We start from the raw sequence: 24266 nt of genomic DNA, 5'->3' as shown, positions 1-24266 counted from the left end.
CACATGCCGCAATTCTTTATTGAAAGACCAATTTTCGCCTGGGTCGTCGCCCTGTTCATCCTGCTTGCGGGTGTGCTGGCAATCCCCAGCATGCCGGTGTCGCAGTACCCGAACGTGGCGCCGCCCGCCATCACCATCACGGCCACCTATCCGGGCGCGTCCGCCAAGGAGGTGGCTCAGTCGGTGACCTCCATCATCGAGGACAAGCTCAACGGCGCCAAGGGCCTGCTGTACTACGAATCGGTCAGCGATTCCTACGGCACCTCGACCATCACCGCCACCTTCGCGCCCGGCCGCGACCCCGATCTGGCGCAGGTGGACGTGCAGAACCGCGTGTCCAACGTGATCGCGCAACTGCCCACCGCCGTGCAGCAGCAGGGCCTGAAGTACGAGCAGACCAGCACGGGCTTCCTGCTCGTGGTGACGGTGTCGTCCACCGATGGTTCGCTGGACCAGACCGCGCTGGCCGACTACATCGCCCGCAATATCCAGAACCCGATCTCGCGCGTGCCCGGCGTCGGGCAGTTCCAGCTGTTCGCGGCGCCGCGCGCCATGCGCATCTGGGTCGATCCCGCCAAGCTGGTCGGTTTCAACCTGAGCATGGCCGAGGTCAATCAGGCGATTTCCGCGCAGAACGTCCTGATCTCGGGCGGCAGCGTCGGTTCGCCGCCTAACCCGGATTCGCAGCGCATCACCGCCACCGTGACCGCCAACGGCCAGCTGTCCACGATCGAGGGCTTCGGCAAGATCGTGCTGCGCGCCAATACCGACGGTTCCAAGGTGCTGCTGCGCGACGTGGCGCGCATCGAGGTCGGCGCCGACAACTACCAGTTCGGCGCCCGCCTGAACGGCAAGCCCACGGCCGCCTTCGCCGTCGTGCTGTCGCCCAACGCCAACGCGCTGGCCACGGCCCAGGGCGTGCGCAAGCAGATGGACGAGCTGGCCAAGTATTTCCCGGGCAACATCACGTATTCCATTCCCTATGACACCGCGCCCTACGTGAAGGTGTCGATCGAGCAGGTGCTGCACACCCTGGTGGAAGCCATGGTGCTGGTGTTCCTGGTGATGTACCTGTTCCTGCAGAACGTGCGCTATACCCTGATCCCGGCGCTGGTGGTGCCGGTGGCCATGCTGGGGACATTCGCGGTGATGCTGGGGCTGGGCTTCTCCATCAACGTATTGACCATGTTCGCCATGGTGTTGGCCATCGGGATCCTGGTGGACGATGCCATCGTGGTGGTCGAGAACGTGGAGCGCATCATGGCCACCGAGGGCCTGCCGCCCAAGGAGGCCACCAAGAAAGCCATGCCCCAGATCAGCGGCGCCATCGTCGGCATCACGCTGGTGCTGGTGACGGTGTTCCTGCCGCTGGCCTTCATGGGCGGGTCGGTGGGCGTGATCTACCGCCAGTTCTCGGTGGCCATGGCCGTGTCGATCTTCTTCTCGGCTCTGCTGGCGCTGACCTTCACCCCGGCGCTGTGCGCCACCATCCTCAAGCCCATCCCCAAGGGTCACCATGAGGAAAAGAAGGGCTTCTTCGGCTGGTTCAACCGCAAGTTCGATGCCACCACGCACGGCTACCAGAACTGGGTGGCGCGCGTCCTGCACAAGGGCGGCCGCATGATGCTGGCCTTCGTGCTGCTGGTCGTGCTGCTGGGCTGGCTGTTCCTGCGCCTGCCGTCGTCGTTCCTGCCTGAGGAAGACCAGGGCTACGTGGTCAGCAACATCGAGCTGCCGACAGGCGCCACGGCCAACCGGACCGTCGACGTGCTCAAGCAGGTCGAGGACTACTTCATGAAGATCCCGGCGGTCGAGAACGTCATTGCGATCCAGGGGTACAGCTTCAACGGCAACGGCCTGAACGCCGCCATTGCCTTCACCACGCTCAAGGATTTCAGCAAGCGCAAGGGCAGCGAGGATTCCGCGGGCGCCATCGCCTTCAACGCCTTCCAGCAGCAGCTGATGGGCATCCACGACGCCATGGTGTTCACCCTGGTGCCGCCGGCCATCTCCGCGCTGGGCAACGCCACCGGCTTCGACTTCCGCCTGCAGGATCGCGGCGCGGCCGGAACCGAGGCGCTGGCCGCGGCCACCGGCCAGCTGATGGGCCTGGCGATGCAGAGCCCGGTGCTGTCGCAGGTCCGCATCACCGGCCTGGGACCGGGCACGCAGCTCAGCCTGAACATCGACCGCGACAAGGCGGCCGCGCTGGGCGTGGACTTCAACGAGGCTGCGGCATTGATCTCCACCGCCGTCGGCTCGGCCTACCTGAGCAAGTTTCCCAACCTGGGCCGGATGCAGAACATCTGGGTGCAGGCCGACGCGCCGTACCGCATGCAGCTCAAGGATGTGCTGGCGCTGAACGCCCGCAACCTGCAGGGCGGCATGGTGCCGCTGTCGTCCTTCGTCACGGCCGAATGGAAGCAGGGTCCGGTCCAGGTGGTGCGCTACAACAGCTATGAGTCGATCCGTATCGGCGGCAATGCCGCGCCGGGCTATACCACCGGCGATGCCATGGCCGAGATGGAGCGCCTGGTGGCGCAGCTGCCGCCGGGCTACGGCTTCGAGTGGAACGGCCTGTCCTACCAGGAACGCCAGGCCGGCAACCAGGCCCCGATCCTGATGGGCCTGTCGCTGCTGGTCGTGTTCCTGGTGCTGGCCGCGCTGTATGAAAGCTGGGCCATCCCGCTGTCGGTCATGCTGGTGGTGCCGCTGGGCATGCTGGGCGCGGTGGCGCTGGTCAGCGCGCTGGGCATGTCCAACGACGTGTACTTCCAGGTGGGCATGGTGACCGTGATCGGGTTGGCGGCCAAGAACGCCATCCTGATCGTGGAATTCGCCAAGGACCAGTACGCGCGCGGCATGGGGCTCTACGAGGCGGCGGTCGAGGCCGCGCGATTGCGGTTCCGGCCCATCCTGATGACCTCGCTGGCCTTCATCCTGGGCGTGGTGCCGCTGGCCATGGCCACCGGCGCCGGCGCCGCCAGCCAGCGCGCGGTGGGCCTGGGCGTGCTGGGCGGCATGCTTGCCGCCACGCCTTTCGCCGTGATGTTCGTGCCGACCTTCTTCGTGGTGGTGCTGGGCCTGTTCAAGACCAAGCCCCGCCTGCTGGGCGCCGAACTGAAGGCGTTCGAGGAAGAACAGGCCGCCAGGAAGGCCGCCGAGGCTTCCGGCGCGCAACTACCCGCTCAACCCCATGGTGGCCAGGAGGGCAAGGTATGAAAGCCCTGATGTACAAACAGACCGCCTTGTCCGCCTTCGTGGCGGTGGCGTTGGCCGGCTGCTCGCTGGCGCCCGATTACAAGCGTCCCGACGCGCCGGTGTCCGGCAACTGGCCGGACCAGCCCAAGGTGCAGTACGGCGCCTACGCCAAGCCGACCTCGCTGGGCACGCAGCCGGCGGCCTCGGTGGAGCCGCAGGCCGGCACGCCGGCCGCCGACATCGGCTGGCGCGAGTTCTTCCGCGATCCGCGCCTGCAGCGCCTGATCGAGCTGTCGCTGGCCAACAACCGCGACCTGCGCGTGGCCGTGCAGCGCGTCGAAGAGGCGCGCGCGCAGTACGGCGTGCAGCGCGGCGCGCAGTGGCCCAGCATCGGCGCCGGCATCCAGGGCCAGCGCCAGCACCTGCCCGCCAACATGCGGGCGCCGGGCGCTGGCTCGATCAGCAGCAGCTACCAGGCCGGCATCGGCCTGACCACGTTCGAGATCGACCTGTTCGGCCGGTTGCGCAGCCTGTCCGAGGCGGCGTACCAGCAGTACCTGTCGACCGAGCAGGCGCAGAAGAGCGTGCACATCACGCTGGTGGGCTCGGTCGCGCAGGCCTATTTCAACCTGTGCGCGGCCGAGGTCCAGATGGACCTGACCCAGCGCACGCTGGCCTCGCGCCAGGAGTCCTACAACCTGGTCAAGCGCCGCTTCGACGGCGGTGTGTCGTCCGAGCTGGACTTGAATCAGGCCAAGACCTTGCTGGATTCGGCCTCGTCCAGCCTGGCCGAGCTGGCCCGCGCGCGCGCGCAAGCCGTCAACGCGCTGGTGGTGCTGGTGGGCGCGCCCTTGCCCGAGGACCTGCCCGCGCCGGCCGCGTTCGGCCGCGAGCAGCTGCTGGCCACCGTGCCGGCGGGGCTGCCGTCCGACCTGCTGGAGCGCCGGCCCGACATCGTCGCCGCCGAGCACCAGCTCAAGTCGGCCAATGCCAATATCGGCGCGGCGCGCGCGGCGTTCTTCCCGACCATCTCCCTGACCGGCCTGCTGGGGGCGGCCAGCCCCTCGCTGTCCGATCTTTTCAAGGGCGGGCAGGGGTACTGGAGCTTCTCGCCGTCGATCACCACGCCGCTGTTCGCCGGCGGCAGTATCCGCGAAGGGCTGAACCTGGCCAAGGCGCGCGATAATATTGCGGTGGCGCAGTATGAGAAAACCATCCAGCAGGCGTTCCGCGAAGTCTCGGACGCGCTGGCCGGCGAGGCTACCTACAGCGCCCAGCTGGATGCCCAGCGCGGCCTGCAGGATTCCTCGGCGCGCACGCTGGAACTGTCGAACCTGCGCTATACCAACGGCGTCGACAGCTATCTGCAGGTGCAGACGGCGCAAGTGGACTTTTTCAATGCCCAGATTTCCCTGGTGCAGACGGGGTTGGCCGCATTGATCAACCGCGTGGAACTGTACAAGGCCCTGGGCGGCGGCTGGCAGGAAACGACTAGGACGCAATGATAGAACTTGGTGTAAATATCGATCACGTGGCCACGCTGCGCCAGCAGCGTCACACGGTTTATCCGGACCCGGTCGCCGCCGCCCTGCGGGCGGAGGACGCCGGGGCCGACCTGATCACGCTGCACCTGCGCGAGGACCGCCGCCACATTCAGGACAAGGATGTCTACGCGCTGCGCCCGCTGCTGCGCACGCGCATGAACCTGGAGTGCGCGATCACGGCCGAAATGCTGGAGATCGCCTGTGCCGTCAAGCCCAGCGACGTCTGCCTGGTGCCCGAAAAACGCACCGAGCTGACCACCGAGGGCGGCCTGGAAGTGGCCGGCGCGCTGGCCGCCGTGACCGACGCCGTCGGCCTGCTGGCCGAGTCCGGCATCCGGGTGTCGCTGTTCATCGATCCCGAGCCGGCGCAGATCGCGGCCGCCGCCCAGGCCGGCGCGCCCGTGGTCGAGCTGCACACCGGCGCCTATGCCGAAGCGCAGGACGAGGCCACGGCCCGGGCCGAGCTGACGCGCATCCGCGTGGCGGTGGCCGAGGGCCTGCGCCACGGACTGCGCGTGAATGCGGGCCACGGCCTGCACTACGGCAATGTGGGTCCGGTGGCGGCGGTGGACGGGATCGCCGAATTGAACATCGGCCACGCCATCGTGGCGCAGGCGGTGTTCGACGGCTGGGAAAAGGCGGTGCGCGACATGAAGGCGCTGATGGTGCAGGCGCGCCTGGAAGCGCTGCGCGGCCGCTGATCCGTGGCCGCGAGGCCTGCACGACGCCCCGTACCTGAACCCGCCGCCGCGCTCATGCCCATGTCCGACGCCGCCTCCGATCCCGCAGCCGCCACGCCGCCAGTCCCGTCCGCCCCGAAGGCGGGGACCATCGCCGGCATCGGCATGGACCTGTTGCGCATCGACCGCATCGAGCGCGCGCTGGCGCGCCACGGCGACCGCTTCGCCGAGAAGATCCTGGGCGTGGAGGAACTGCGCAAGTTCCATGCGCGCCGCGCCCGCGACCCGGTGCGCGGCGTGCGCTTCCTGGCCACGCGCTTCGCCGCCAAGGAAGCCTTTTCCAAGGCCATCGGCCTGGGCATGCGCATGCCCATGACCTGGCGTCGGGTGCAGACCCTGAACGCGCCGGGCGGGCGGCCGGTGCTCGTCATCGCGCCGGAGCTGCAACAATGGTATGCGGCGCGCTTCGGCGCCGCGCATGTGTCGATTACCGACGAAACCGACATGGCCGCCGCCTACGTGGTGGTCGAAAGCAAGCCCTGACCGCGGCGCCCGTATCCTCGGGCCCGCCTGATGCAACGAAAAGGACTGCCCGATGACCAAGAAATCATCCAAGAAAGCGGTCCTGCCTCCCGGCCCCGTGATGGTCGATGTGGCGGGATTCACGCTCACCAAGGAAGAAAAGAAGCGCCTGCGCCACCCGCTGGTGGGCGGCGTGATCCTGTTCGCGCGCAATTTCGAGAGCCGCGCCCAGCTGACCCGCCTGACGCGCCAGATCCACAAGGCGCGCAAGGAGCCGCTGCTGATCCTGGTGGATCATGAGGGCGGCCGCGTGCAGCGCTTCCGCGAGGACGGCTTCACGCCGCTGCCGCCGATGCGCGCGCTGGGCGAGCTGTGGGACCGCGATCCGCTGAACGCCATGCGCCTGGCCACCGAGGCCGGCTACGTGCTGGCCGCCGAGCTGCGCGCCTGCGGCGTGGACATGAGCTTCACGCCGGTGCTGGACCTGGACTACGGCGTCAGCAAGGTGATCGGCAACCGCGCCTTCCACGCCGATCCGCGCGTGGTCGCCATGCTGTCGCGCGCGCTGATCCAGGGCCTGTCGCTGGCCGGCATGTCGGCCTGCGGCAAGCATTTCCCCGGCCACGGTTATGTGCAGGCCGATTCGCACCACGAGATCCCGGTCGACCCGCGCCCGCTGGCCGACATCCTGCGCGACGACGCCGCGCCCTATGCCTGGCTGGGCGACGCCGTGCTGCCCTCGGTCATGCCGGCGCACGTCATCTATCCCAAGGTCGACAAGCATCCCGCCGGCTTCTCCAGGCGCTGGGTGCAGGACATCCTGCGCAAGCGCCTGGGCTACGACGGGGTGGTGTTCTCCGACGACCTGACCATGGAAGGCGCCTCGGTGGCCGGCGACATCCTGGACCGCGCCAACGCGGCGCTGGGCGCGGGCTGCGACATGGTGCTGGTGTGCAACCGGCCGGACCTGGCCGACGAGCTGCTGTCGCGGCTGTCGTTCAAGCACCCGCCCGAGTCGGTCGAGCGCATCCACCGCCTGATGCCGCGCTTCGACGCGCCGGACTGGGACACCCTGCAGGCCGAAAGCCGTTACCAGAATGCCCGACGACTTCAATCTCAAATCGTTCCTGGCTGACCTGCCGCATCTGCCGGGCGTGTACCGGCACCTGGATGCGGCCGGCGAGGTCATGTATGTCGGCAAGGCGCGCGACCTGAAGAAGCGCGTCTCGTCGTATTTCCAGAAGACCCTGTCCAGCCCGCGCATCGCCCAGATGGTGGCGAAGGTGGCGCGGCTGGAGGTCACGGTCACGCGCTCGGAGGCCGAGGCGCTGATCCTGGAAAACAACCTCATCAAGACCCTGAAGCCGCGCTACAACATCCTGTTCCGCGACGACAAGTCCTATCCGTACCTGCTCATCACGGGCCATGAGTGGCCGCGCATCGCCTACTATCGTGGCGCCACCAACAAGCGCGGCCAGTTCTTCGGCCCGTTTCCCAACGCCTGGGCGGTGCGCGAAACCATCCAGATCCTGCAGAAGGTCTTTCGCCTGCGCACCTGCGAGGACTCGGTCTTCGCCAACCGTTCGCGGCCCTGTCTGCTGCATCAGATCGGGCGCTGCTCGGCGCCCTGCGTGGGCGTGATCGGCGCCGAGGATTACGCGCGCGACGTGCAGCGCGCCGCGCGCTTCCTGAACGGCGAGGCCAAGGACGTCATGGGCGAGATCGAGTCGCGCATGCAGCAGGCCGCCAGCGAGCTGCGCTTCGAGGAGGCGGCAGCGCTGCGCGACCAGATGGGCTCGCTGGCGCGTGTGCTGCACCAGCAGACCATGGAAAGCACCAGCGGCGAGGACACGGACATCATCGCGGTGGCCATCGCCGGCGGCAAGGTCTGTGTCAACCTGGCCATGGTGCGCGGTGGCCGCCATCTGGGCGACAAGCCGTTTTTCCCATCGCACGCCGAAGGCGAGGCCGCGCCCCAGGTGCTGGAAGCCTTCGTCGCCCAGCACTACGCCGACAACGCGCTGCCCCCGGTGCTGGTGTGTTCGCACGCCTTGCCCGATCCCGAGCTGGTGGACCTGCTGGCCGAACAGGCCGGCGGCCGTCCCGCGCGGGTGCTGACGCGGCCGCAGGGCGCGCGCCGCGCCTGGCTGGAGCAGGCTGGCAAGAACGCCGACATGGCGCTGGCGCGGGCGCTGACCGAATCCGGCGCGCGCGCCGCCCGCACCCTGGCCCTGGCCGAGGCGCTGGACCTGGACACCGACGAGGCCGCGCTGGACGCGCTGCGCATCGAGTGCTTCGACATCAGCCACACGGCCGGCGAAGCCACCCAGGCGTCCTGCGTGGTGTTCGAGCACCATGACGTGCAGCCCTCGCTCTACCGCCGCTACAACATCGCCGGCATCACGCCGGGCGACGACTACGCCGCCATGCGCCAGGTGCTGTCGCGCCGCTTCGCCAAGGTGGCCGACGGCGAGGCGCAGATGCCGGGCCTGGTGCTGATCGACGGCGGCAAGGGCCAGGTGGAAGTCGCGCGGCAGGTGTTCGCCGAGCTGGGCCTGGACATCCAGACCCTGGTCGGCGTGGCCAAGGGGGAAGGGCGCAAGGTCGGCCTGGAAACCCTGGTCTTCGCCGACGGCCGCCCGCCCGTGGCGCTAGGCGGCGAATCGGCCGCGCTGATGCTGATCGCGCAGGTGCGCGACGAGGCGCACCGCTTCGCCATCACCGGCATGCGCGCCCGCCGCGCCAAGGCCCGCAACGTGTCGCGCCTGGAAGAAATCGAAGGCATCGGCGCCCGCCGCCGCCAGCGCCTGCTGGCCCGCTTCGGCGGTTTTTCAGGCGTGGCCTCGGCCAGCATCGAAGACCTGGCCTCGGTCGACGGCATCTCCCAAGACCTCGCCATCCGCATTTATGAAGCCTTGCGGTAGCACTTCCGTGCTACATATCCCCACCTTGTTCAAACCCGTCGCACAGGGAAAACCGACCGCGCAGCGTGGAAAGCAGGCTTTCAGGCCAGCCAATACAGCCTGTCTGCAACGCTGCCGCGCCACGCAACAGCCGAGCCGGGCCGCACAAGCCGAGCGACGCAAGCCGCTGGTGCCCCACAATCCGGGCCACGCGGAGCCGGCTTTGCCGGTCCGCAGTGGCGCCCCCTTGAGGGGGAAGCGCCGCAGGCGCGTCGGGGGTGGACCCTTGATGTAGCATACGGATACTATGCCAATTAACGTACCCATAATCCTGACATGGCTGCGCATCGCCATGATTCCGCTGGTCGTCGGGCTGTTCTACCTGCCCGACAGCTGGATGGCGGTCACCACGCGCGACACGCTGGCCGCCTGGGCCTTCATCATCGCCGCGTTGACCGATTGGTTCGATGGCTGGCTGGCCCGCCGCTGGAACCAGACCTCGGCGTTCGGCGCCTTCCTCGATCCGGTGGCCGACAAGCTGATGGTCTGCGCCGCGCTCATCGTGCTGCTGGACCTGAGCCGCGTCGACGCCTTCATTTCCCTGATCATCATCGGCCGCGAGATCACGATTTCCGCGCTGCGCGAATGGATGGCCCAGATCGGCGCCAGCGCCAGCGTGGCGGTGCACCGGCTGGGCAAGTTCAAGACCGCGGCGCAAATGGTGGCGATTCCCTGCCTGCTGTACAACCAGCCGGTCATGGGCGTGAGCACCAAGCTGCTGGGCGACCTGCTGATCATCGTCGCGGCGGTGCTGACGGTCTGGTCCATGCTGTACTACCTGCAGCGCGCCTGGCCGGCGATCCGCGAAAAGGCCAAGTAAACTAACGTGTTAACGTAATGGCGGCCTGGCTCGCGCCCGGGGCCGCCGTCGTATTCCAAGAGCGATGCCGGCAGACCGGCACGGCCGCCGCGCCGCATTCGCCGAGAGACCGGCGCCGTCATCCGCGGCGCCGCCGGAGACAACCCGCGAGCCGCCCGCAGCCGGCGGCCGCCATCGCCGCCTCGCGCGGCCCATCGCAATGAACAGCGCAGCAAATTCCCTGGCCTCGGACGCCGCCGTCCGGCGCCGCGACTGGCAGATCATCCTCCTGATCGGCGTGATCCACGCCAGTTCGCACTTCTTCCAGCTCGTCCTGCCGTCGCTCTACGTCTCGCTGGGCAATGCCTTCGGGCTGGATTTCGCCCGGCTGGGCCTGCTGGTGTCCACCTTCTATGTGGTGTCCGGCATCGGCCAGGCGTCTTCCGGATTCGTGGTGGACCGCATCGGCGCGCGGCCGGTGCTGTGGTTCGGCCTGAGCTGCTTCGTGGTGTCGGGGCTGCTGATCGGCTCGGCCAATGGCTACGCCATGCTGATGGCCGCCACCGTGGTGGGCGGCATCGGCAATTCGGTGTTCCATCCGGCCGACTATTCCATCATCAACCATCGCGTCACGGCTCCGCGCCTGGGCCATGCGTTCTCGGCGCACGGCCTGACCGGCAATCTGGGCTGGGCGCTGACGCCGGTGTTCATGACCAGCATCACGCTGCTGGCCGACTGGCGCGTGGCGGCCTACTGCGCCGCCGGGCTGGTGGCGCTGGTGCTGTTGCTGGCCGTGTTGGGGCGCGATCTGATCGGCGGCCCGGCGGCGGCCGAGGCCGACGCGGCCAAGACCGGCGCGCGGCCGCCGGCGGCGCAGCAGGGCGTGCTCGCGACCCTGGCGACCTTGCTGTCCAAGCCGGCGCTGTGGGGCGCCTTCCTGTTCTTCGCTTTCACCTCGATCGCGCTGTCCTCGGTGCAGAACTACACCATTCCCTTGCTGGGCCAGCTCTATGACCTGTCCAAGGTCGCCGCCAGTTCGGCGCTGTCCGGCTACATGATCGCGTCCGCCGTGGGCATGGCGGCGGGAGGCTTCCTGGTGTCGGCCAATCCGCGCACCGAGCGCACCGTGATGGTGGCGCTGATCCTGGCCGGTCTGACGCTGGTGGTGCTGGCGCTGGGCCTGGTGCCCGCCGCGCTGGCCGCGCCGGTGGTGGGGCTGGCGGGCTTTTGCTCCGGCGTGGCGGCGCCGTCGCGCGACATGCTGATCCGCCGCGTGACGCCCAAGGGCGCCACCGGCTCGGTCTATGGCCTGGTGTATTCGGGCATGGACGTGGGCTCGGCCCTGGGGCCGCTGGCCTTCGGCCTGCTGCTGGACGCGGGCCTGCGCCAGGGGCCGTGGGTGGGCGCGGGCGTGGCTTTCGCCGTCGCGGCGCTGCTGGCCCAGTGGATCGCGGTGCAGGCGCGCCGCGCCGATCCGGTGGCGGCCGCGCCCGCGCGGTCCTGAGGCGCGTCGTTCACGGCGATCCGTCTGGCGGATCGCCGTGGGCCTGAGCGCCGGCACAATGGCCGCGACGCTCCTGCCGGCCGTCCGACCGGCCTTTCTATTCGCCTTCCTCTTCGTTCTGCGCCGCATCTGGCGCGCGCATCTGCTCATTCCCCCTTTCGCCTTCGCGTGCTTGCGTCTGGTCAACGCCGCGCGTGGCTGGCGCGCGACCGGCTTGCAGGCTTGACCGGCCGCAAGCAGCGCCGGGGCCTTCATCGCTGTAATACCTCATAAGCAGAGAGGTCATTCAACGGGAGTAAGCAACATGAGTAAGCAAAGCGTATGGCTCGCCGCAGGACTGCTCGCGGGGCTGTGGGCCAGTCCGGCCACGGCGACGACCGCCGCGCAGGAGCCGATACAGCCGATCGAGGCCGCGGTGATCAAGGATCCCGCCAAGGTGGAGCTGGGCAAGAAGCTGTTCTTCGATCCGCGCCTGTCCAAGTCCGGCGCCATCTCCTGTAATTCCTGCCACAACCTGGGCATGGGCGGCTCGGACAACATCAAGGGCTCCATCGGCCACAATTGGCAGCAAGGCGGCATCAACTCGCCGACAGTGCTCAATTCCAGCCTGAGCATCGCGCAGTTCTGGGACGGCCGCGCCAAGGATCTGAGCGAGCAGGCCGGCGGCCCCATCGCCAACCCCATGGAAATGGCGTCCTCGCACGAGCTGGCGGTGCAGGTGCTCAATTCCATCCCTGGCTACAAGGCCGAGTTCAAGCAGGTGTTCGGCAAGGATGTCATCACCATCGAGGAAGTGACCGGCGCGCTGGCCGCGTTCGAGGAAACGCTGGTAACGCCGAACGCGCGCTTCGACAAGTGGCTGCGCGGCGACAAGAAGGCGCTGACCGTGCAGGAACTGGCCGGCTACCAGCTATTCAAGAACAGCGGCTGCGTGGCCTGCCACAACGGCGCGGCGGTGGGCGGCAACTCGTTCCAGAAGATGGGCGTGGTCGAGCCCTACAAGACCGACAACAAGGCCGAGGGGCGCTCGGCGGTGACCGGCAAGGACGCCGACCGCTTCAATTTCAAGGTGCCCACGCTGCGCAACGTCGAGCTGACCTATCCCTACTTCCATGATGGCGAAGCCGCCACGCTGACGCAGGCGGTGGACGTGATGGGCCGGCTGCAACTGGGCCGCACCTTCACGAAGGAGGAGAACGCCCAGATCGTGGCCTTCCTGAAGACGCTGACGGGCGACCAGCCGGTGTTCCAGTATCCGATCCTGCCGCCCTCGGCGGACGATACGCCGAGGCCGCAGCCCTTCACGAAGTAGGCCATGGCCAGGCGCGCGCAGTCCTCGATGGGGCTGCGCCGCCGCATTCCGCCGGCCGGGCGCGCCGGCGGTTTGCCTTATTGGCGCACCGTGCGCACGTCGGGCGGCGGGGCCGCCTCGAAGTTGCTGCGCCACGGGTTGATGTCCAGCCCGCCACGGCGCGTATAGCGCGCATAGACCGTCAGCAGCTCGGGCCGGCAGGCCGCCATGATGTCGGTGTAGATGCGCTCCACGCAGTGCTCGTGGAATTCCGCGTGCTGGCGGAACGAGATCACGTAGCGCAGCAGCGCTTCGCGGTCTATCGGCGCGCCGCGATAGCGGATCTGCACGCTGGCCCAGTCGGGCTGGCCGGTGACCGGGCAGTTCGATTTCAGCAGCCGCGAGCACAGCGTCTCCTCGACGGCATCGCCGGGCCGTGTGCGCAGCAGCTCGGGCGCGGGCTCGTAGGTGTCGATCTCGATGTCCAGCTTGTCTATATAGATGCCGTCCAGTTCGCCCATGCGCAGTTCGCCGAAACGCTGCGGCAGGATGAAGTCCAGGCCCACCGGCGCGCCGGCGGCCGCGCTCAGGTCGCGCTCCAGCCGGCCGCGCAGCGCAGCGGAATTGACCAGCCGGGTCTGGTTGAACGAGTTCAGGTAGAGCTTGAACGACTTGGACTCGATGATATTGGGGCTGTCCGCCGGCACCGAGAAGGTGGCCATGGCCACGCGCGGCTTGCCCTTGGCGTCCAGCCACGACAGTTCATAGGCGTTCCACAGGTCGACGCCGGCGAAGGGCAGGGCGCCGGCATGCAGGTCCAGCGCGGCGCGGTTGTGCGAGCGGGCGATGGGGAACAGCAGCGAGGGATCGTATTGCGAGGCGTAGGCCACGCTCTGGCCCAGCGGGCCGTGAGACAGCGTCATGGATGGATTGGGATCTACAGGGGAATGGACGCATTTTAGGCGCTTTGAAATGCGCATTTTTTTGCATTGTGAAATGCCGTCTTCGTCATGTGAAAGTTCGTGTTGCGCAGCAGCGGGAAGGCATTTCACAGATGGCGATAGCGTTCCGTAATGCAAAATTGAACTTTCAAGTTGTTGATATTAAAGAAATAACTTTTTCGTCTTATATAAGATATCTGGCCACATTGCTCCGCAGCACAGGAATAGACTTTCTCCAACGATTCACGCAATGCCCGGGCCGCGAAATTCCTCCGGACCCATCCTTGAAAGTCTTTCCCACTACTGACCAGGAGCATCACCATGAGCACCCGCGAAACCGAAATCCGCAATCTGCAGAAGGACTGGGCCGAGAACGCCCGCTGGCAGGGCATCAAGCGCGCCTACAGCGCCGAGGATGTGATCCGTCTGCGCGGTTCGGTCGCCGTCGAGCACACGCTGGCCCGCCGCGGTTCGACCCGCCTGTGGGAACTGCTGCACAGCGAACCGTTCGTGAACTCGCTTGGCGCGCTGACCGGCAACCAGGCCATGCAGCAGGTCAAGGCCGGCCTGAAGGCCATCTACCTGTCGGGCTGGCAGGTGGCGGGCGACGCCAACCTGGCCGGCGAGATGTATCCCGACCAGTCGCTGTACCCGGCCAACTCGGTGCCGCAGGTGGTCCGCCGCATCAACAACTCGCTGACCCGCTGCGACCAGGTCCAGTGGATGGAAGGCAAGAATCCCGGCGATGAAGGCTACATCGACTACTTCGCGCCCATCGTGGCCGACGCCGAAGCCGGCTTCGGCGGCGTGCTCAACGCCTTCGAACTGATGAAGGGCATGATCGAAGCGGGCGCCTCGGGCGTGCACTTCGAAGACCAGCTGGCCTCGGTCAAGAAGTGCGGCCACATGGGCGGCAAGGTGCTGGTGCCGACCCGCGAGGCCGTGTCCAAGCTGGTCTCGGCCCGCCTGGCCGCCGACGTGATGGGCACGCCGACCGTGCTGCTGGCCCGCACCGACGCCGACGCCGCCGATCTGGTGACCAGCGACGTGGACGACAACGACCGCCCGTTCATCACCGGCGAGCGCACCGTGGAAGGCTTCTTCCGCACCCGCGCCGGCATCGACCAGGCGATCTCGCGCGGCCTGGCCTATGCGCCCTATGCCGATCTGATCTGGTGCGAAACGTCCACGCCGAACCTGGAATACGCCCGCAAGTTCGCCGAGGCCATCCATCGCCAGTTCCCGGGCAAGCTGCTGGCCTACAACTGCTCGCCCTCGTTCAACTGGAAGAAGAACCTGGACGACGCCACTATCGCCAAGTTCCAGCGCGAGCTGGGCGCCATGGGCTACAAGTTCCAGTTCATCACGCTGGCCGGCTTCCACGCGCTGAACTACGGCATGTTCGAACTGGCCCACGGCTATGCCCGCCGCCAGATGAGCGCCTTCGTGGAACTGCAGCAGAAGGAATTCGCCGCCGCCGAGATCGGTTTCACCGCGGTCAAGCACCAGCGCGAAGTCGGCACCGGCTACTTCGACGCCGTGACCCAGACCATCGAGGGCGGCCAGTCCTCGACCACCGCGCTGACCGGCTCGACCGAGGAAGCCCAGTTCGAACACGGCGCCGCCGGCAAGGCCAAGCTGGTCGCCTGACGAGGCCCGGGCCGCGAGGCCCGCGCTTCCCGAGTTTGCTGTAACCGTAGTTTGTAGTAGCTGTTGTAGGGTGGATTAAGGGTGCCTGCGGGCACCCTCTTTTTTTGGCAGTGTTCCAACCCCCAATCTGCTTGAGAGCAAACCGGGGTCAGCGGGGGCGGCGAGGGAGCATGCTGGTCGGACAGCGGTTTTCTACGCTTTGCTGGACGCGGGTGCGCAGCATGGCGAAATAGTCGGCGTTGGCAGGGGTAGCTGGCTCTGAAGCCTGCCCGGCAAGCAATATTTCCCGCAAGCGCAGCTTGTCTGCGTCTCTATGGGCTGATTCGCCAGTGGATGCGTAACGTCGCTTGTTCACGGCAACAACTCCCGCGCCAGGATGTACTCGCTGGCGCTCAGCAGGTCCGCATGCAGCGCCTGGCGCGCGGCGGCGGGATCGCGGTTCTCGATGGCGGCGACCATGGCGCGGTGGTGCAGATGGGCCTCGCCCTGGCTCAGGCGCGCGGCGCTGCTGGCCAGGTCGTAGTTCAGCACCGGCCCGATCTGCAGCCACAGGCTCTCGATGATCTGCAGCAGCGCCGGCATGCGCGCGCTGCGGTAGATGGCGAAATGCAGGTTCTTGTTGGCGCGTACCGCCGCGCGTGAGTCGGGCTGGGCGCGGGCCTGCAGGAATTCCTGTTCGTGGCGCTGGATCTCGGCCAGTTCGTTGTCGTCGCGCTTGTCGGCGGCGGCCTCGATAGCCAGGCATTCCAGCTGCAGGCGGATGGTGCGCAGTTCCAGGAAGCGCTCGCGCGTCATCAGCGGCACGCGGATCGCGCGGTTGGGCAGCACTTCCAGAGCCTGTTCGGCCGCCAGCCGGGTGACGGCTTCGCGCACCGGCATGGCGCTGGTGCCGATGGCCGCGGCCAGTCCGCGCAGCGTGAAGCGCTGGCCGGGCTCCATTTCCCCGGCCTGCAGAAGCTCCTTCAGGTCGCCGTAGACCTGGTCCGACAGCGTCTGGCGGACGATCTTTTCCATCTTCCCGTCCAGGTCGGCCTCGGCGCCGAAACGTGACGTGCGCGAGGGAGAACCCTGAGATTCCAACGGTTGCGTGGCCGGATTTGCAGTCGTACTATTATTTTTCATGATCTGTGATCACAGATAAGATTGGTCCTACAACAAGCTTAACCCGACCGGAGCCGCAAGAGTTCCGGCATGCGTGAAAACCTGCTGCCCGACGTGCCCGATCCCGCCCCGGCCGGACCGGGCCGGCCGGGATCAGGCGCCCCGATCCAGGAACAGCCTGGACCCGCCGCGCAACCAGACGTTGTCCATCGCAATACCGCGATAACCAACCGTTCCGGCCAGGAGACAAGCAAATGCATCGGTGGATCAAGAATGGGGCGGCCTGCGCCCTGGCAGCAGCCGGCCTGTTGCCCGCGCTGGCGGGCGCGCAGGCGCAGCCCGCCAGGGCCAAGGTGTTCCTCAGCATGAGCTACGTCGGCAACGACTGGCAGGCGGAGGCCTCGAACATGGTCAAGGCGATGGCGGCGCATCCCTCGCTGGCCAACAAGATCGACCTGCAGGTGCAGGTGGCCGGTCCCAATGCGCAGAAGCAGATCCAGCAGATCAACGCCATGGTGCAGGCTGGCGCCAAGGCCATCGTCATCTTTCCCATCTCGCCCACCGCGCTGAATCAGGTGGTGCGCAGCGCTTGCGCCAAGAAGGTGCTGGTGTTCGCCTACGACGGCGAGATCACCGAGCCCTGCGCGCACAACGTCACCATCGACCAGGAAGAGGCCGGGCGCGTCACGGCGCAATGGCTGGCCGACAAGCTGGGCGGCAAGGGCCGGGTGGTGATGGTGACCGGCGTGCCGGGCACCTCGGTCGACACGCAGCGCACCGACGCCGCGAAGAAGGTGTTCGCCAAGTATCCGGACATCAAGGTGGTGGGCGAGGCCGTGGGCATGTGGAGCCAGGCCGTGGCGCGCACCGAGCTGTCCAAGCTGCTGGCCACGCGCAGCTGGAACGATATCGACGGGCTGTGGATGCAGGTGGGCTGCTACACCGCCAACGCCATGCAGCTGGAAGCGGGCCGCAAGCCCGGCCAGTTGCTGCCCTGCGCGGGCGAGGGCTCCAACGGCGGCCGCGTGCAGATGCTGCCGGCCGGCACGACGGTCGACGGCGCGACGGGCAGCTACGCGCCCATGGGCGCGCCGCGCATTTCCTACGCCTCGCCACCGTACTCGGGCGCGCTGGCGCTGAAGCTGGCGGTGCAGGCGCTGGAAGGCAAGGACGTGCCCAAGCGCGTCACGCTGCCGTTGCCGCTGGTCACCAACGACACCATCAAGCTTTGCCAGGAGGGCAGTTGGGCGGAGATGAAGGCGGGCTGCAACGCGTTCAAGCCGTCCGTGGTGCAGAACCCGGGCTGGTTCGCGTCGATCTTTTCGGCCGACACGCCGGAGGTCGGGCTGAACGCCGCGCTGTCCGCTCAACCTGAAAAATGAGTAAGCCAGTGAACGGGCCCACCCCCGAAGCGCTGCGCGCTGCCCCCTCGAGGGGGCATGCCTGCGGACCGGCGGAGCTGGATCCGCGGCATCCCGATGGCGTGGCGGCTGCTGGTTGCGCGGACGGTGGCGCCGCGCAGGCGCCGGCGGTGCGCGCGCAGGGCCTGCGCAAGGCCTATGGCGCCACGGTGGCGGTGGACGACGTGTCGTTCGACATCCTGCCCGGCTCCGTGCATGCGCTGCTGGGCGAGAACGGCGCGGGCAAGTCCACCATCGTCAAGCTGCTGTCGGGGCTGGTCGAGCCCAGCGCGGGCCGGCTGTGGGTGCACGGCAGCCCGGCCGCGCTGCGCTCGCCGCGCGCGGCGCACGCGCTGGGCATCCAGACCGCGTTCCAGGAAATGACGCTGGTGCCGGACCTGAGCGTGCTGGACAACATGCTGCTGCCCTATGCGCCGCAAGGACCGCTGGGCATGATCGCGCGCCGCCGCGCGGCGGAGCGCGTGGACGCGCATCTGCGCGGCCTGGCGTTCGAGGTGGACCTGCGGGCCGAGGCCGGCGCGCTGGAGCTGGCGCAGCGCCAGAAGGTCGAGATCGCGCGGGCGCTGTGGCGCCAGCCGCGCATCCTGCTGCTGGACGAGCCCACGTCCACGCTGACCGGGCGCGACGTGGACTGGCTCGGCGGCATCATCGGGCAGCTCAAGCGCCAGGGCGTGACCGTGGTGTTCATCTCGCACCGCATGCGCGAGGTGCGCGAGTTCTGCGACCGCCTGACCATCCTGCGCAACGGCAAGCACATATCCAGCGGCCCGGCCGACGCCTTGAGCGACGACGAGGTGATCGAGCGCATTATCGGCCGCAGCCTGTCGCAGGCGTTTCCGCCGCGCGCGGAACCGCCGACCGAGACGCGGCCGCCGGTGCTGGAGGCGCGCGGGCTGGACGCCGGCCGCGCGCGCGGCGTGGACTTCGTGCTGCGGCAAGGCGAGATCCTGGGCGTGGCCGGCCTGCAGGGCATGGGCCAGCAGGACCTGTTCAACGCCTGCTTCGGCATGGCGCCGCCAAGGGCGGGCCAGATCCTGGTGGACGGGCGCGAGGTCGCGCTGGGTTCGCCCGCCGACGCGATCCGGCCGAACATCGGCATCGGCATGGTGCCCGAGGATCGCAAGACCGAGGGCCTGTTCCTGAAGCTGGATGGCCGCGCCAACGCCACGCTGCCGGTGGCCGCGCGCTTCGCGCGCTGCGGCGTGCTGAGCGCCCGGGCCGAAGGCGCCGCCGTGGCGCGCGCCTTCGCGCAGGTGCAGGTGGACCGGCGCGCGGACTGGACGCCGGCCGGCGCGTTCTCGGGCGGCAATCAGCAGAAGATCGCCATCGCCAAATGGCTGGTGGCGCAAAGCCGCATCCTGCTGCTGTTCGATCCCACGCGCGGCATCGACGTGGGCACCAAGCACGAGCTGTACCTGCTGATGCGCCGCTATGTCGAGGCGGGCGGCGCGATCCTGTTCCATTCCACCGAGATCCCCGAAATCGTGCACCTGTGCGACCGCGCGCTGGTGCTGTACGGCGGCCGCGTGCAGACCGAGCTGGCGGGCGAGGCGTTGACCGAGGCGGGCATCATGCGCGCCGCGCTGGGCGGATCCGAGTCCGGCAGGAGCGCCGCATGAATACAGACCTGACCGGGAGCGCGCCCATGCTGCGTCGCGTATCGCAAGACCGCCGCGCCGGCGCGGGCTGGAGCCGGCATCGCGGCCTCGTCACCGCCATCGCCGTGTTCGCGCTGCTGCTGGCCACGGTGGCGGCGCTGGGCAATGGCGGCCTGAGCTATTTCGACCTGTCCTTCCTGGCCAGCGGCGGCGCCACGCTGGCGATCGCCGCCATGGGCGCGACGCTGGTGATCCTGACTGGCGGCTTCGACCTGTCGGCCGGCGCGGTGATCTCGCTGGTCAATGTGGCGCTGGCGCTGGGGCTGGCGGGCGGCGCATCGGCCTCGCCGCTGGCGCTGACGGCGGCGGGCATCGCCATTGGCATGGCGGCGGGCGCGTTCAACGGTTTCTTCGTCGCCGTGCTGCGGCTGCAGCCCATCGTGGTGACGCTGTCCACCATGTTCATCCTGCAGGGCGCGACGCTGCTGATCATGGACAAGCCCGGCGGCGCGGTGGCGCCGGCGCTGGCCGAGTTCTACATGGGCGACGCCGTGCCCGGCCTCGTGCCCATGCCGCTGGCGCTGCTGGCGACGCTGGGACTGGCCTGGGCCTGGTTCAAGCGCACCCGCGCCGGGGTGGCCTTGTACGCCGTCGGCAGCGACGCCGAATCGGCGCGGGCCGCAGGACTGCGGGTCGACGCGACGCGCTTCCTGGCCTATGTCGTGGCCGGCGGGCTGTACGGGCTGGCCGGCGTGTTCCTCAGCGCGCAGACCGGCTCGGGCGATCCGCTGGTGGGCAATCCGCTGCTGCTGTCGCTGTTCGCGGCCGTGGTGGTGGGCGGCACGCGGCTGGGCGGCGGCCGGGGCGGGCCCATGGGCTCGGTGTTCGGCGCCTACATCCTGATGATCGTCGTCAACATCCTGCTGGTGTTGAACGTGTCTGCCTATTTCTCGACGGTGGCCGAAGGCCTGATCCTGATCGCGGCGGCGTTGGCCGCCGCCGCCAGCCGCGACTCGACGCTGGCGCTCCAGCTGCGCGCGGCGGCGGCGCGCTGGCGCGCATGGCGCGCCGGCATGCTGCCGCGCCAGCTGGGCGGGCCGGACCGGCGGCTGGCGCTGCCGGAGGCCGGAGTCGACCTCTCACCCCGGCCGGGCTTCGCCGTCCGTCACGCCCAGACCCTGCGCTACGCCTTGCCGGCCGTGGTCTGCCTGCTGCTGGTGCTGGTCGTCACCCAATGGACCCTGGGCCGTTCGCTCACGCATTGGGGCTACTGGAACGCGCTGATCGTGCTGTCCAGCTTCCTGGCCATCCTGGCGCTGGGGCAGGGCGCGGTGATCCTGACCGGCGGGCTGGACCTGTCGCTGCCCTGGACCATCGGCCTGTCGGGCATCCTGTTCGCGGGCATGACGCAGGGCATGGACGCGGCCATGCCGGGCGCGCTGGCGGCGGTGTTGCTGGTCGGCGGTCTGATCGGGCTGGTCAACGGCCTGGCCGTGGCGGCGCTGGGGCTGTCGCCCATCGTCGCCACGCTGGCCGTCAACGGCATCTTGCAAGGTCTGTCGCTGCTGTACTCGGGCGGCACGCCGGCGGGCTTCGCGCCGCCGCTGCTGCGCGGCTTCATGACGGGGCAGGTGCTGGGCGTGACGCCGGTGGTGCCGGCGATGGCGCTGTTCGCCGTGCTGGCGGTGCTGCTGCTGTCGCACACGGCCTTCGGCCGGCGCGTGTACGCGGTCGGCAACAGCGTGCGCGCGGCGCGGCTGGCGGGCGTGCCGGTGGGGCGCACGCTGGTCTGCGCCTATGTGCTGTCGGGCCTGTGCGCCGCGCTGGCCGGCATCCTGCTGACGGGTTTTTCCGGCCAGGCCAGCCTGGGCATGGGCGATGACTACCTGCTGCCGTCGATCGCGGCGGTGGTGGTGGGCGGCGGCCTGATCACGGGCGGACGCGGACATTATCTGGGCATGCTGGCGGGCGTGCTGCTGCTGACGGCGTTGCAGACGCTGCTGGCCGGCAGCAACCTGCCTTACGCGACCCGCGCCATCCTGTACGGGCTGGTGGTGCTGGGCGCGGTGATCGCGCTGCGCGAGCGGCGCGCATAGCGGATTCGGACCGGGCCGCCTTGCGCGGCCCGCCATCAGGCGGCGCGAGCCGCGGGAGAGAGAGCAGCATGGCGAATGTGGCAATCATCGGCGCGGGCCTGATCGGCCGGGCATGGGCCCTGGTGTATGCGCGCGGCGGGCACCGTGTCCGCCTGTGGGACAGCCAGCCCGGGCAGGTCGAGCAGGCGCTGGCCTTCGCGCGCGAGGTGGCGCCGGGCCTGGCGCAGGCGGGCCTGTTGCGCGGGCGCACGGTGGACCAGCTGCTGGCGGCGCTGGAGCCCGTCGGGCGCATGGAGGACGCGCTGCGGGACACCGACTACGTGCAGGAAAGCACGCCCGAACGCCTGGACAGCAAGCGTCGCGTCTATGCCGAACTGGATCGTCTGGCGCCGGCCGGCGCGATCCTGGCCAGCTCGACCTCGGCGCTGCTGCCCTCGCATTTCACGGCCGACCTGCCTGGCCGCGCGCGTTGCCTGGTGGCGCATCCAATCAATCCGCCGTACCTGGTGCCGGCCGTGGAAATCGTGCCGGCGCCCTGGACCGACGCGGCCTGCGTCGAGCGCGCGCGCAGCCTGCTGGCCGAGGCCGGCCAGCAGCCCATCGTGATGCGGCGCGAGATCGACGGCTTCGTCGTCAACCGGCTGCAGGGCGCGCTGCTGCACGAGGCGTTCCGGCTGGTGGCCGACGGCTACGCCGGCGTCGAGGACGTGGACACCTGCATCCGCGACGGTTTGGCGCTGCGCTGGGCCTTCATGGGCCCGTTCGAGACCATCGACCTGAACGCCCCGGCCGGCGTGCGCGACTACGCCGAACGCTACGAAGGCATGTACGCCGAGATGTTCGAGTCCATGACCCGGCGCGTGCCTTGGAGCGGCGCCACGCTGGACCGCGTCGAGGCGCAGCGCCGCGAGCATCTGCCCGCCGACGGGCTGGCCCAGCGCCAGATCTGGCGCGACCTGCGCCTGATGGAACTGGCCGCGCACAAGGAGCGGCTGCGCCAGGGGCGGGAGCTGCCTTGAACCCCATTCCCCTTTCCGATTGTTGATTCCCCATCGCGCCGGCCGCCGGCCCGCGCATCTTCCAAGCTTGGAGCAGAAGCATGTCCCAGGAAAAAGTCATCATCACCTGCGCCATCACCGGCGCGATCCACACGCCGTCGATGTCGCCGCACCTGCCGATTCAGCCGGAGCACATCGCGCGCGAGGCCATCGCCGCCGCCGAAGCGGGCGCCGCCATCCTGCACCTGCACGCGCGCAACCCCGAGAACGGCAAGCCGGACCAGACGCCGGAAGCCTTCGCGCGCTTCCTGCCGCAGGTCAAGCAGGGCACCAACGCGGTCATCAACATCACCTCCGGCGGCAGCCCCTACATGCGGGTCGAGGAACGCGTCCGGCCCGCCGCGCAGTTCAAGCCCGAGGTCGCCTCGCTGAACATGGGCTCGATCAACTTCGGCCTGTACCACCTGCTGAACAAGTACACCGAGTTCCAGTTCGAGTGGGAACGCGAGCACCTGGAGGCCACGCGCGACCTGATCTTCCGCAACAGCTTCAAGGACATCGAGTACATCCTGTCCACCTGCTACGACAACGGCACGCGCTTTGAATTCGAGTGCTACGACATCGCCCACCTGTACAACCTGGCCCACTTCGCCGACCGGGGCCTGGTCAAGGCGCCGTTCTTCGTGCAGTCGGTGTTCGGCCTGCTGGGCGGCATCGGCACGCACCCCGAGGACGTGATCCACATGCGCCGCACCGCCGACCGCCTGTTCGGCAAGGACTACCGCTGGTCGGTGCTGGGCGCCGGCGCCAGCCAGTTCCGCATCGCGGCGCAGTCCGCCGCCATGGGCGGCAATGTGCGGGTGGGGCTGGAGGACAGCCTGTGGGCCGGCAAGGGCAGGCTGGCGCAGTCGAACGCCGAACAGGTGCGCTCGGTGCGGCAGATCATCGAGGGCCTGGGCCTGCAGATCGCCACGCCCGAGGATGCCCGCCGCATCCTGCAGCTCAAGGGCGGCGACCAGGTGGCGTTCTGAATCAAAGGAGACAGGCATGCGCATCGAGATTCTGGCCGACGTCAAGACCACGCTGGGCGAAGGGCCCTTGTGGGACGTGGACGAGCAGCGGCTGTACTGGATCGACAGTTTCGACGGCCGGGTATTCCGCTGCACCGCCGACGGCCGCGAGCTGCGCGCCTGGGACGTGCCGCAGAAGATCGGCTCAATGGCGCTGCGCAAGCAGGGCGGGGCGGTGGTGTCGCTGGCGCGCGGCTTTCACTTCCTGGATTTTCGCAGCGGCGAGGTCGAGCTGATCGTCGATCCCGAGCCCGACAAGCCCGCCAACCGGCTGAACGACGGCAAGGTCGACCGGCAGGGGCGTTTCTACGCCGGCAGCATGGACACGCAGGAAGCCGGGCCCAATGGCGCGCTCTACCGGCTGGATCCGGACCTGTCGCTGCATCGGCTGGACACCGGCATCGTGGTGTCGAACGGCCCTTGCTGGAGCCCGGACGGCAGGACCTTCTATTTCGCCGACACCTGGTCGGGCGAGATCTGGGCCTATGACTGCGATCCAGCCAGCGGCGCGATCTCGAACCGCCGCACCTTCACGCGCGTGGACATGAGCGGCGGCGGCGCGGCCGACGGCTCCACGGTGGACGCCGAGGGCTATCTGTGGAACGCCCAGGTCTACGACGGCAAGCTGGTGCGCTATGCGCCCGACGGCAGCGTGGACCGCGTCATCGAGATGCCGGTCAAGAAAGTCACCAGCGTGATGTTCGGCGGCCCGGAGCTGGACGTGCTGTACGTCACGTCCATGGCCAAGCCGCCGCTGCCGCGCTTTCCGCAGGACGGCGTGGCGCGCGGCAGCCTGTTCGCGTTGCACGGGCTGGGCGTGCGCGGCTTGCCCGAGCCGCGCTTCGGCGGTTGAAGCGGCCGGGCGGTTTGGGCCCCCGGCCCGCCTT

19 protein-coding genes are annotated in these 24266 nt (G+C 68.6%); 17 read left to right on the top strand and 2 right to left on the bottom strand.

Features of this window, described 5'->3' with window-relative positions; all coding sequences use genetic code 11:
- Positions 1 to 3: 3 nt before the first annotated feature.
- From AC6LJ5_RS06760 to AC6LJ5_RS06715, 10 genes are all read left to right on the top strand, one after another.
- On the top strand, positions 4 to 3222 hold the full coding sequence (locus tag AC6LJ5_RS06760; RefSeq protein ID WP_498140085.1) for an efflux RND transporter permease subunit: 3219 nt from the start codon (positions 4 to 6) through the stop codon (positions 3220 to 3222).
- Complete coding sequence (locus tag AC6LJ5_RS06755) at positions 3219 to 4706, top strand: efflux transporter outer membrane subunit (RefSeq protein WP_498140084.1); 1488 nt, start codon at positions 3219 to 3221, stop codon at positions 4704 to 4706. The genes AC6LJ5_RS06760 and AC6LJ5_RS06755 overlap by 4 nt, the downstream gene beginning before the upstream one ends.
- Positions 4703 to 5446 (top strand): pyridoxine 5'-phosphate synthase, encoded by a 744-nt coding sequence (locus AC6LJ5_RS06750; protein WP_103273694.1) that lies wholly within the window; start codon positions 4703 to 4705, stop codon positions 5444 to 5446. The genes AC6LJ5_RS06755 and AC6LJ5_RS06750 overlap by 4 nt, the downstream gene beginning before the upstream one ends.
- 60 nt (positions 5447 to 5506) lie before the next feature.
- Positions 5507 to 5968: a holo-ACP synthase gene (gene acpS, locus AC6LJ5_RS06745; protein ID WP_498140083.1), complete on the top strand. Its 462-nt coding sequence runs from the start codon at positions 5507 to 5509 to the stop codon at positions 5966 to 5968.
- Positions 5969 to 6020: 52 nt separating this feature from the next.
- A complete protein-coding gene (nagZ, locus tag AC6LJ5_RS06740; protein WP_498140082.1) occupies positions 6021 to 7082 on the top strand; it encodes a beta-N-acetylhexosaminidase in 1062 nt (353 codons plus the stop codon).
- Complete coding sequence (gene uvrC, locus AC6LJ5_RS06735) at positions 7045 to 8871, top strand: excinuclease ABC subunit UvrC (RefSeq protein ID WP_212320769.1); 1827 nt, start codon at positions 7045 to 7047, stop codon at positions 8869 to 8871. The genes nagZ and uvrC overlap by 38 nt, the downstream gene beginning before the upstream one ends.
- 286 nt (positions 8872 to 9157) lie before the next feature.
- The gene (pgsA, locus tag AC6LJ5_RS06730; RefSeq protein ID WP_103273697.1) at positions 9158 to 9730 is read left to right on the top strand and encodes a CDP-diacylglycerol--glycerol-3-phosphate 3-phosphatidyltransferase; all 573 of its coding nucleotides are present in this window, start codon (positions 9158 to 9160) and stop codon (positions 9728 to 9730) included.
- 199 nt (positions 9731 to 9929) lie between these two features.
- Positions 9930 to 11213, top strand: coding sequence for an MFS transporter (locus tag AC6LJ5_RS06725; protein ID WP_498140081.1), 1284 nt, complete (start codon positions 9930 to 9932; stop codon positions 11211 to 11213).
- Between the two features lie 58 nt (positions 11214 to 11271).
- Positions 11272 to 11439 (top strand): hypothetical protein, encoded by a 168-nt coding sequence (locus tag AC6LJ5_RS06720; protein WP_158658392.1) that lies wholly within the window; start codon positions 11272 to 11274, stop codon positions 11437 to 11439.
- Between the two features lie 78 nt (positions 11440 to 11517).
- A complete protein-coding gene (locus AC6LJ5_RS06715; protein WP_498140080.1) occupies positions 11518 to 12525 on the top strand; it encodes a cytochrome-c peroxidase in 1008 nt (335 codons plus the stop codon).
- A gap of 77 nt (positions 12526 to 12602) precedes the next feature.
- Here the strand turns inward: AC6LJ5_RS06715 and queF are convergent, their stop codons facing one another.
- Positions 12603 to 13427 carry an NADPH-dependent 7-cyano-7-deazaguanine reductase QueF gene (gene queF, locus AC6LJ5_RS06710; protein WP_103273700.1) on the bottom strand — a complete coding sequence of 275 codons (825 nt, stop codon included), beginning with the start codon at positions 13425 to 13427 and terminating at the stop codon, positions 12603 to 12605.
- Positions 13428 to 13766: 339 nt separating this feature from the next.
- Here queF and aceA point away from each other — a divergent pair, with 339 nt between their 5' ends.
- Positions 13767 to 15095 carry an isocitrate lyase gene (aceA, locus tag AC6LJ5_RS06705; RefSeq protein ID WP_212321335.1) on the top strand — a complete coding sequence of 443 codons (1329 nt, stop codon included), beginning with the start codon at positions 13767 to 13769 and terminating at the stop codon, positions 15093 to 15095.
- A gap of 351 nt (positions 15096 to 15446) precedes the next feature.
- Here the strand turns inward: aceA and AC6LJ5_RS06700 are convergent, their stop codons facing one another.
- Positions 15447 to 16109 (bottom strand): GntR family transcriptional regulator, encoded by a 663-nt coding sequence (locus tag AC6LJ5_RS06700; protein ID WP_199770831.1) that lies wholly within the window; start codon positions 16107 to 16109, stop codon positions 15447 to 15449.
- Positions 16110 to 16450: 341 nt separating this feature from the next.
- Between AC6LJ5_RS06700 and AC6LJ5_RS06695 the strand changes: the two genes are divergently transcribed.
- The 6 genes from AC6LJ5_RS06695 (at position 16451) to AC6LJ5_RS06670 (ending at position 24232) form a co-directional block, all read left to right on the top strand.
- Entirely contained in the window at positions 16451 to 17578 is a 1128-nt protein-coding gene (locus AC6LJ5_RS06695; RefSeq protein WP_498140079.1) for a sugar ABC transporter substrate-binding protein, read from the top strand.
- Between the two features lie 8 nt (positions 17579 to 17586).
- The gene (locus AC6LJ5_RS06690; RefSeq protein WP_498140078.1) at positions 17587 to 19236 is read left to right on the top strand and encodes a sugar ABC transporter ATP-binding protein; all 1650 of its coding nucleotides are present in this window, start codon (positions 17587 to 17589) and stop codon (positions 19234 to 19236) included.
- A complete protein-coding gene (locus AC6LJ5_RS06685; RefSeq protein WP_498140077.1) occupies positions 19233 to 21311 on the top strand; it encodes an ABC transporter permease subunit in 2079 nt (692 codons plus the stop codon). The genes AC6LJ5_RS06690 and AC6LJ5_RS06685 overlap by 4 nt, the downstream gene beginning before the upstream one ends.
- Positions 21312 to 21379: 68 nt before the next feature.
- Entirely contained in the window at positions 21380 to 22330 is a 951-nt protein-coding gene (locus AC6LJ5_RS06680; RefSeq protein ID WP_498140076.1) for a 3-hydroxyacyl-CoA dehydrogenase, read from the top strand.
- An 80-nt stretch (positions 22331 to 22410) separates the two neighbouring features.
- A complete protein-coding gene (kce, locus tag AC6LJ5_RS06675; protein WP_212313783.1) occupies positions 22411 to 23340 on the top strand; it encodes a 3,5-dioxohexanoate:acetyl-CoA acetone transferase in 930 nt (309 codons plus the stop codon).
- Positions 23341 to 23356: 16 nt separating this feature from the next.
- Entirely contained in the window at positions 23357 to 24232 is an 876-nt protein-coding gene (locus AC6LJ5_RS06670) for an SMP-30/gluconolactonase/LRE family protein (protein ID WP_103273707.1), read from the top strand.
- Positions 24233 to 24266: the final 34 nt, after the last annotated feature.

The organism is Achromobacter sp. 1011791174, assembly GCF_059760925.1.
Note: the sequence above shows the minus strand (reverse complement) of the source record. Positions and strands in the feature narration are given on the sequence as shown.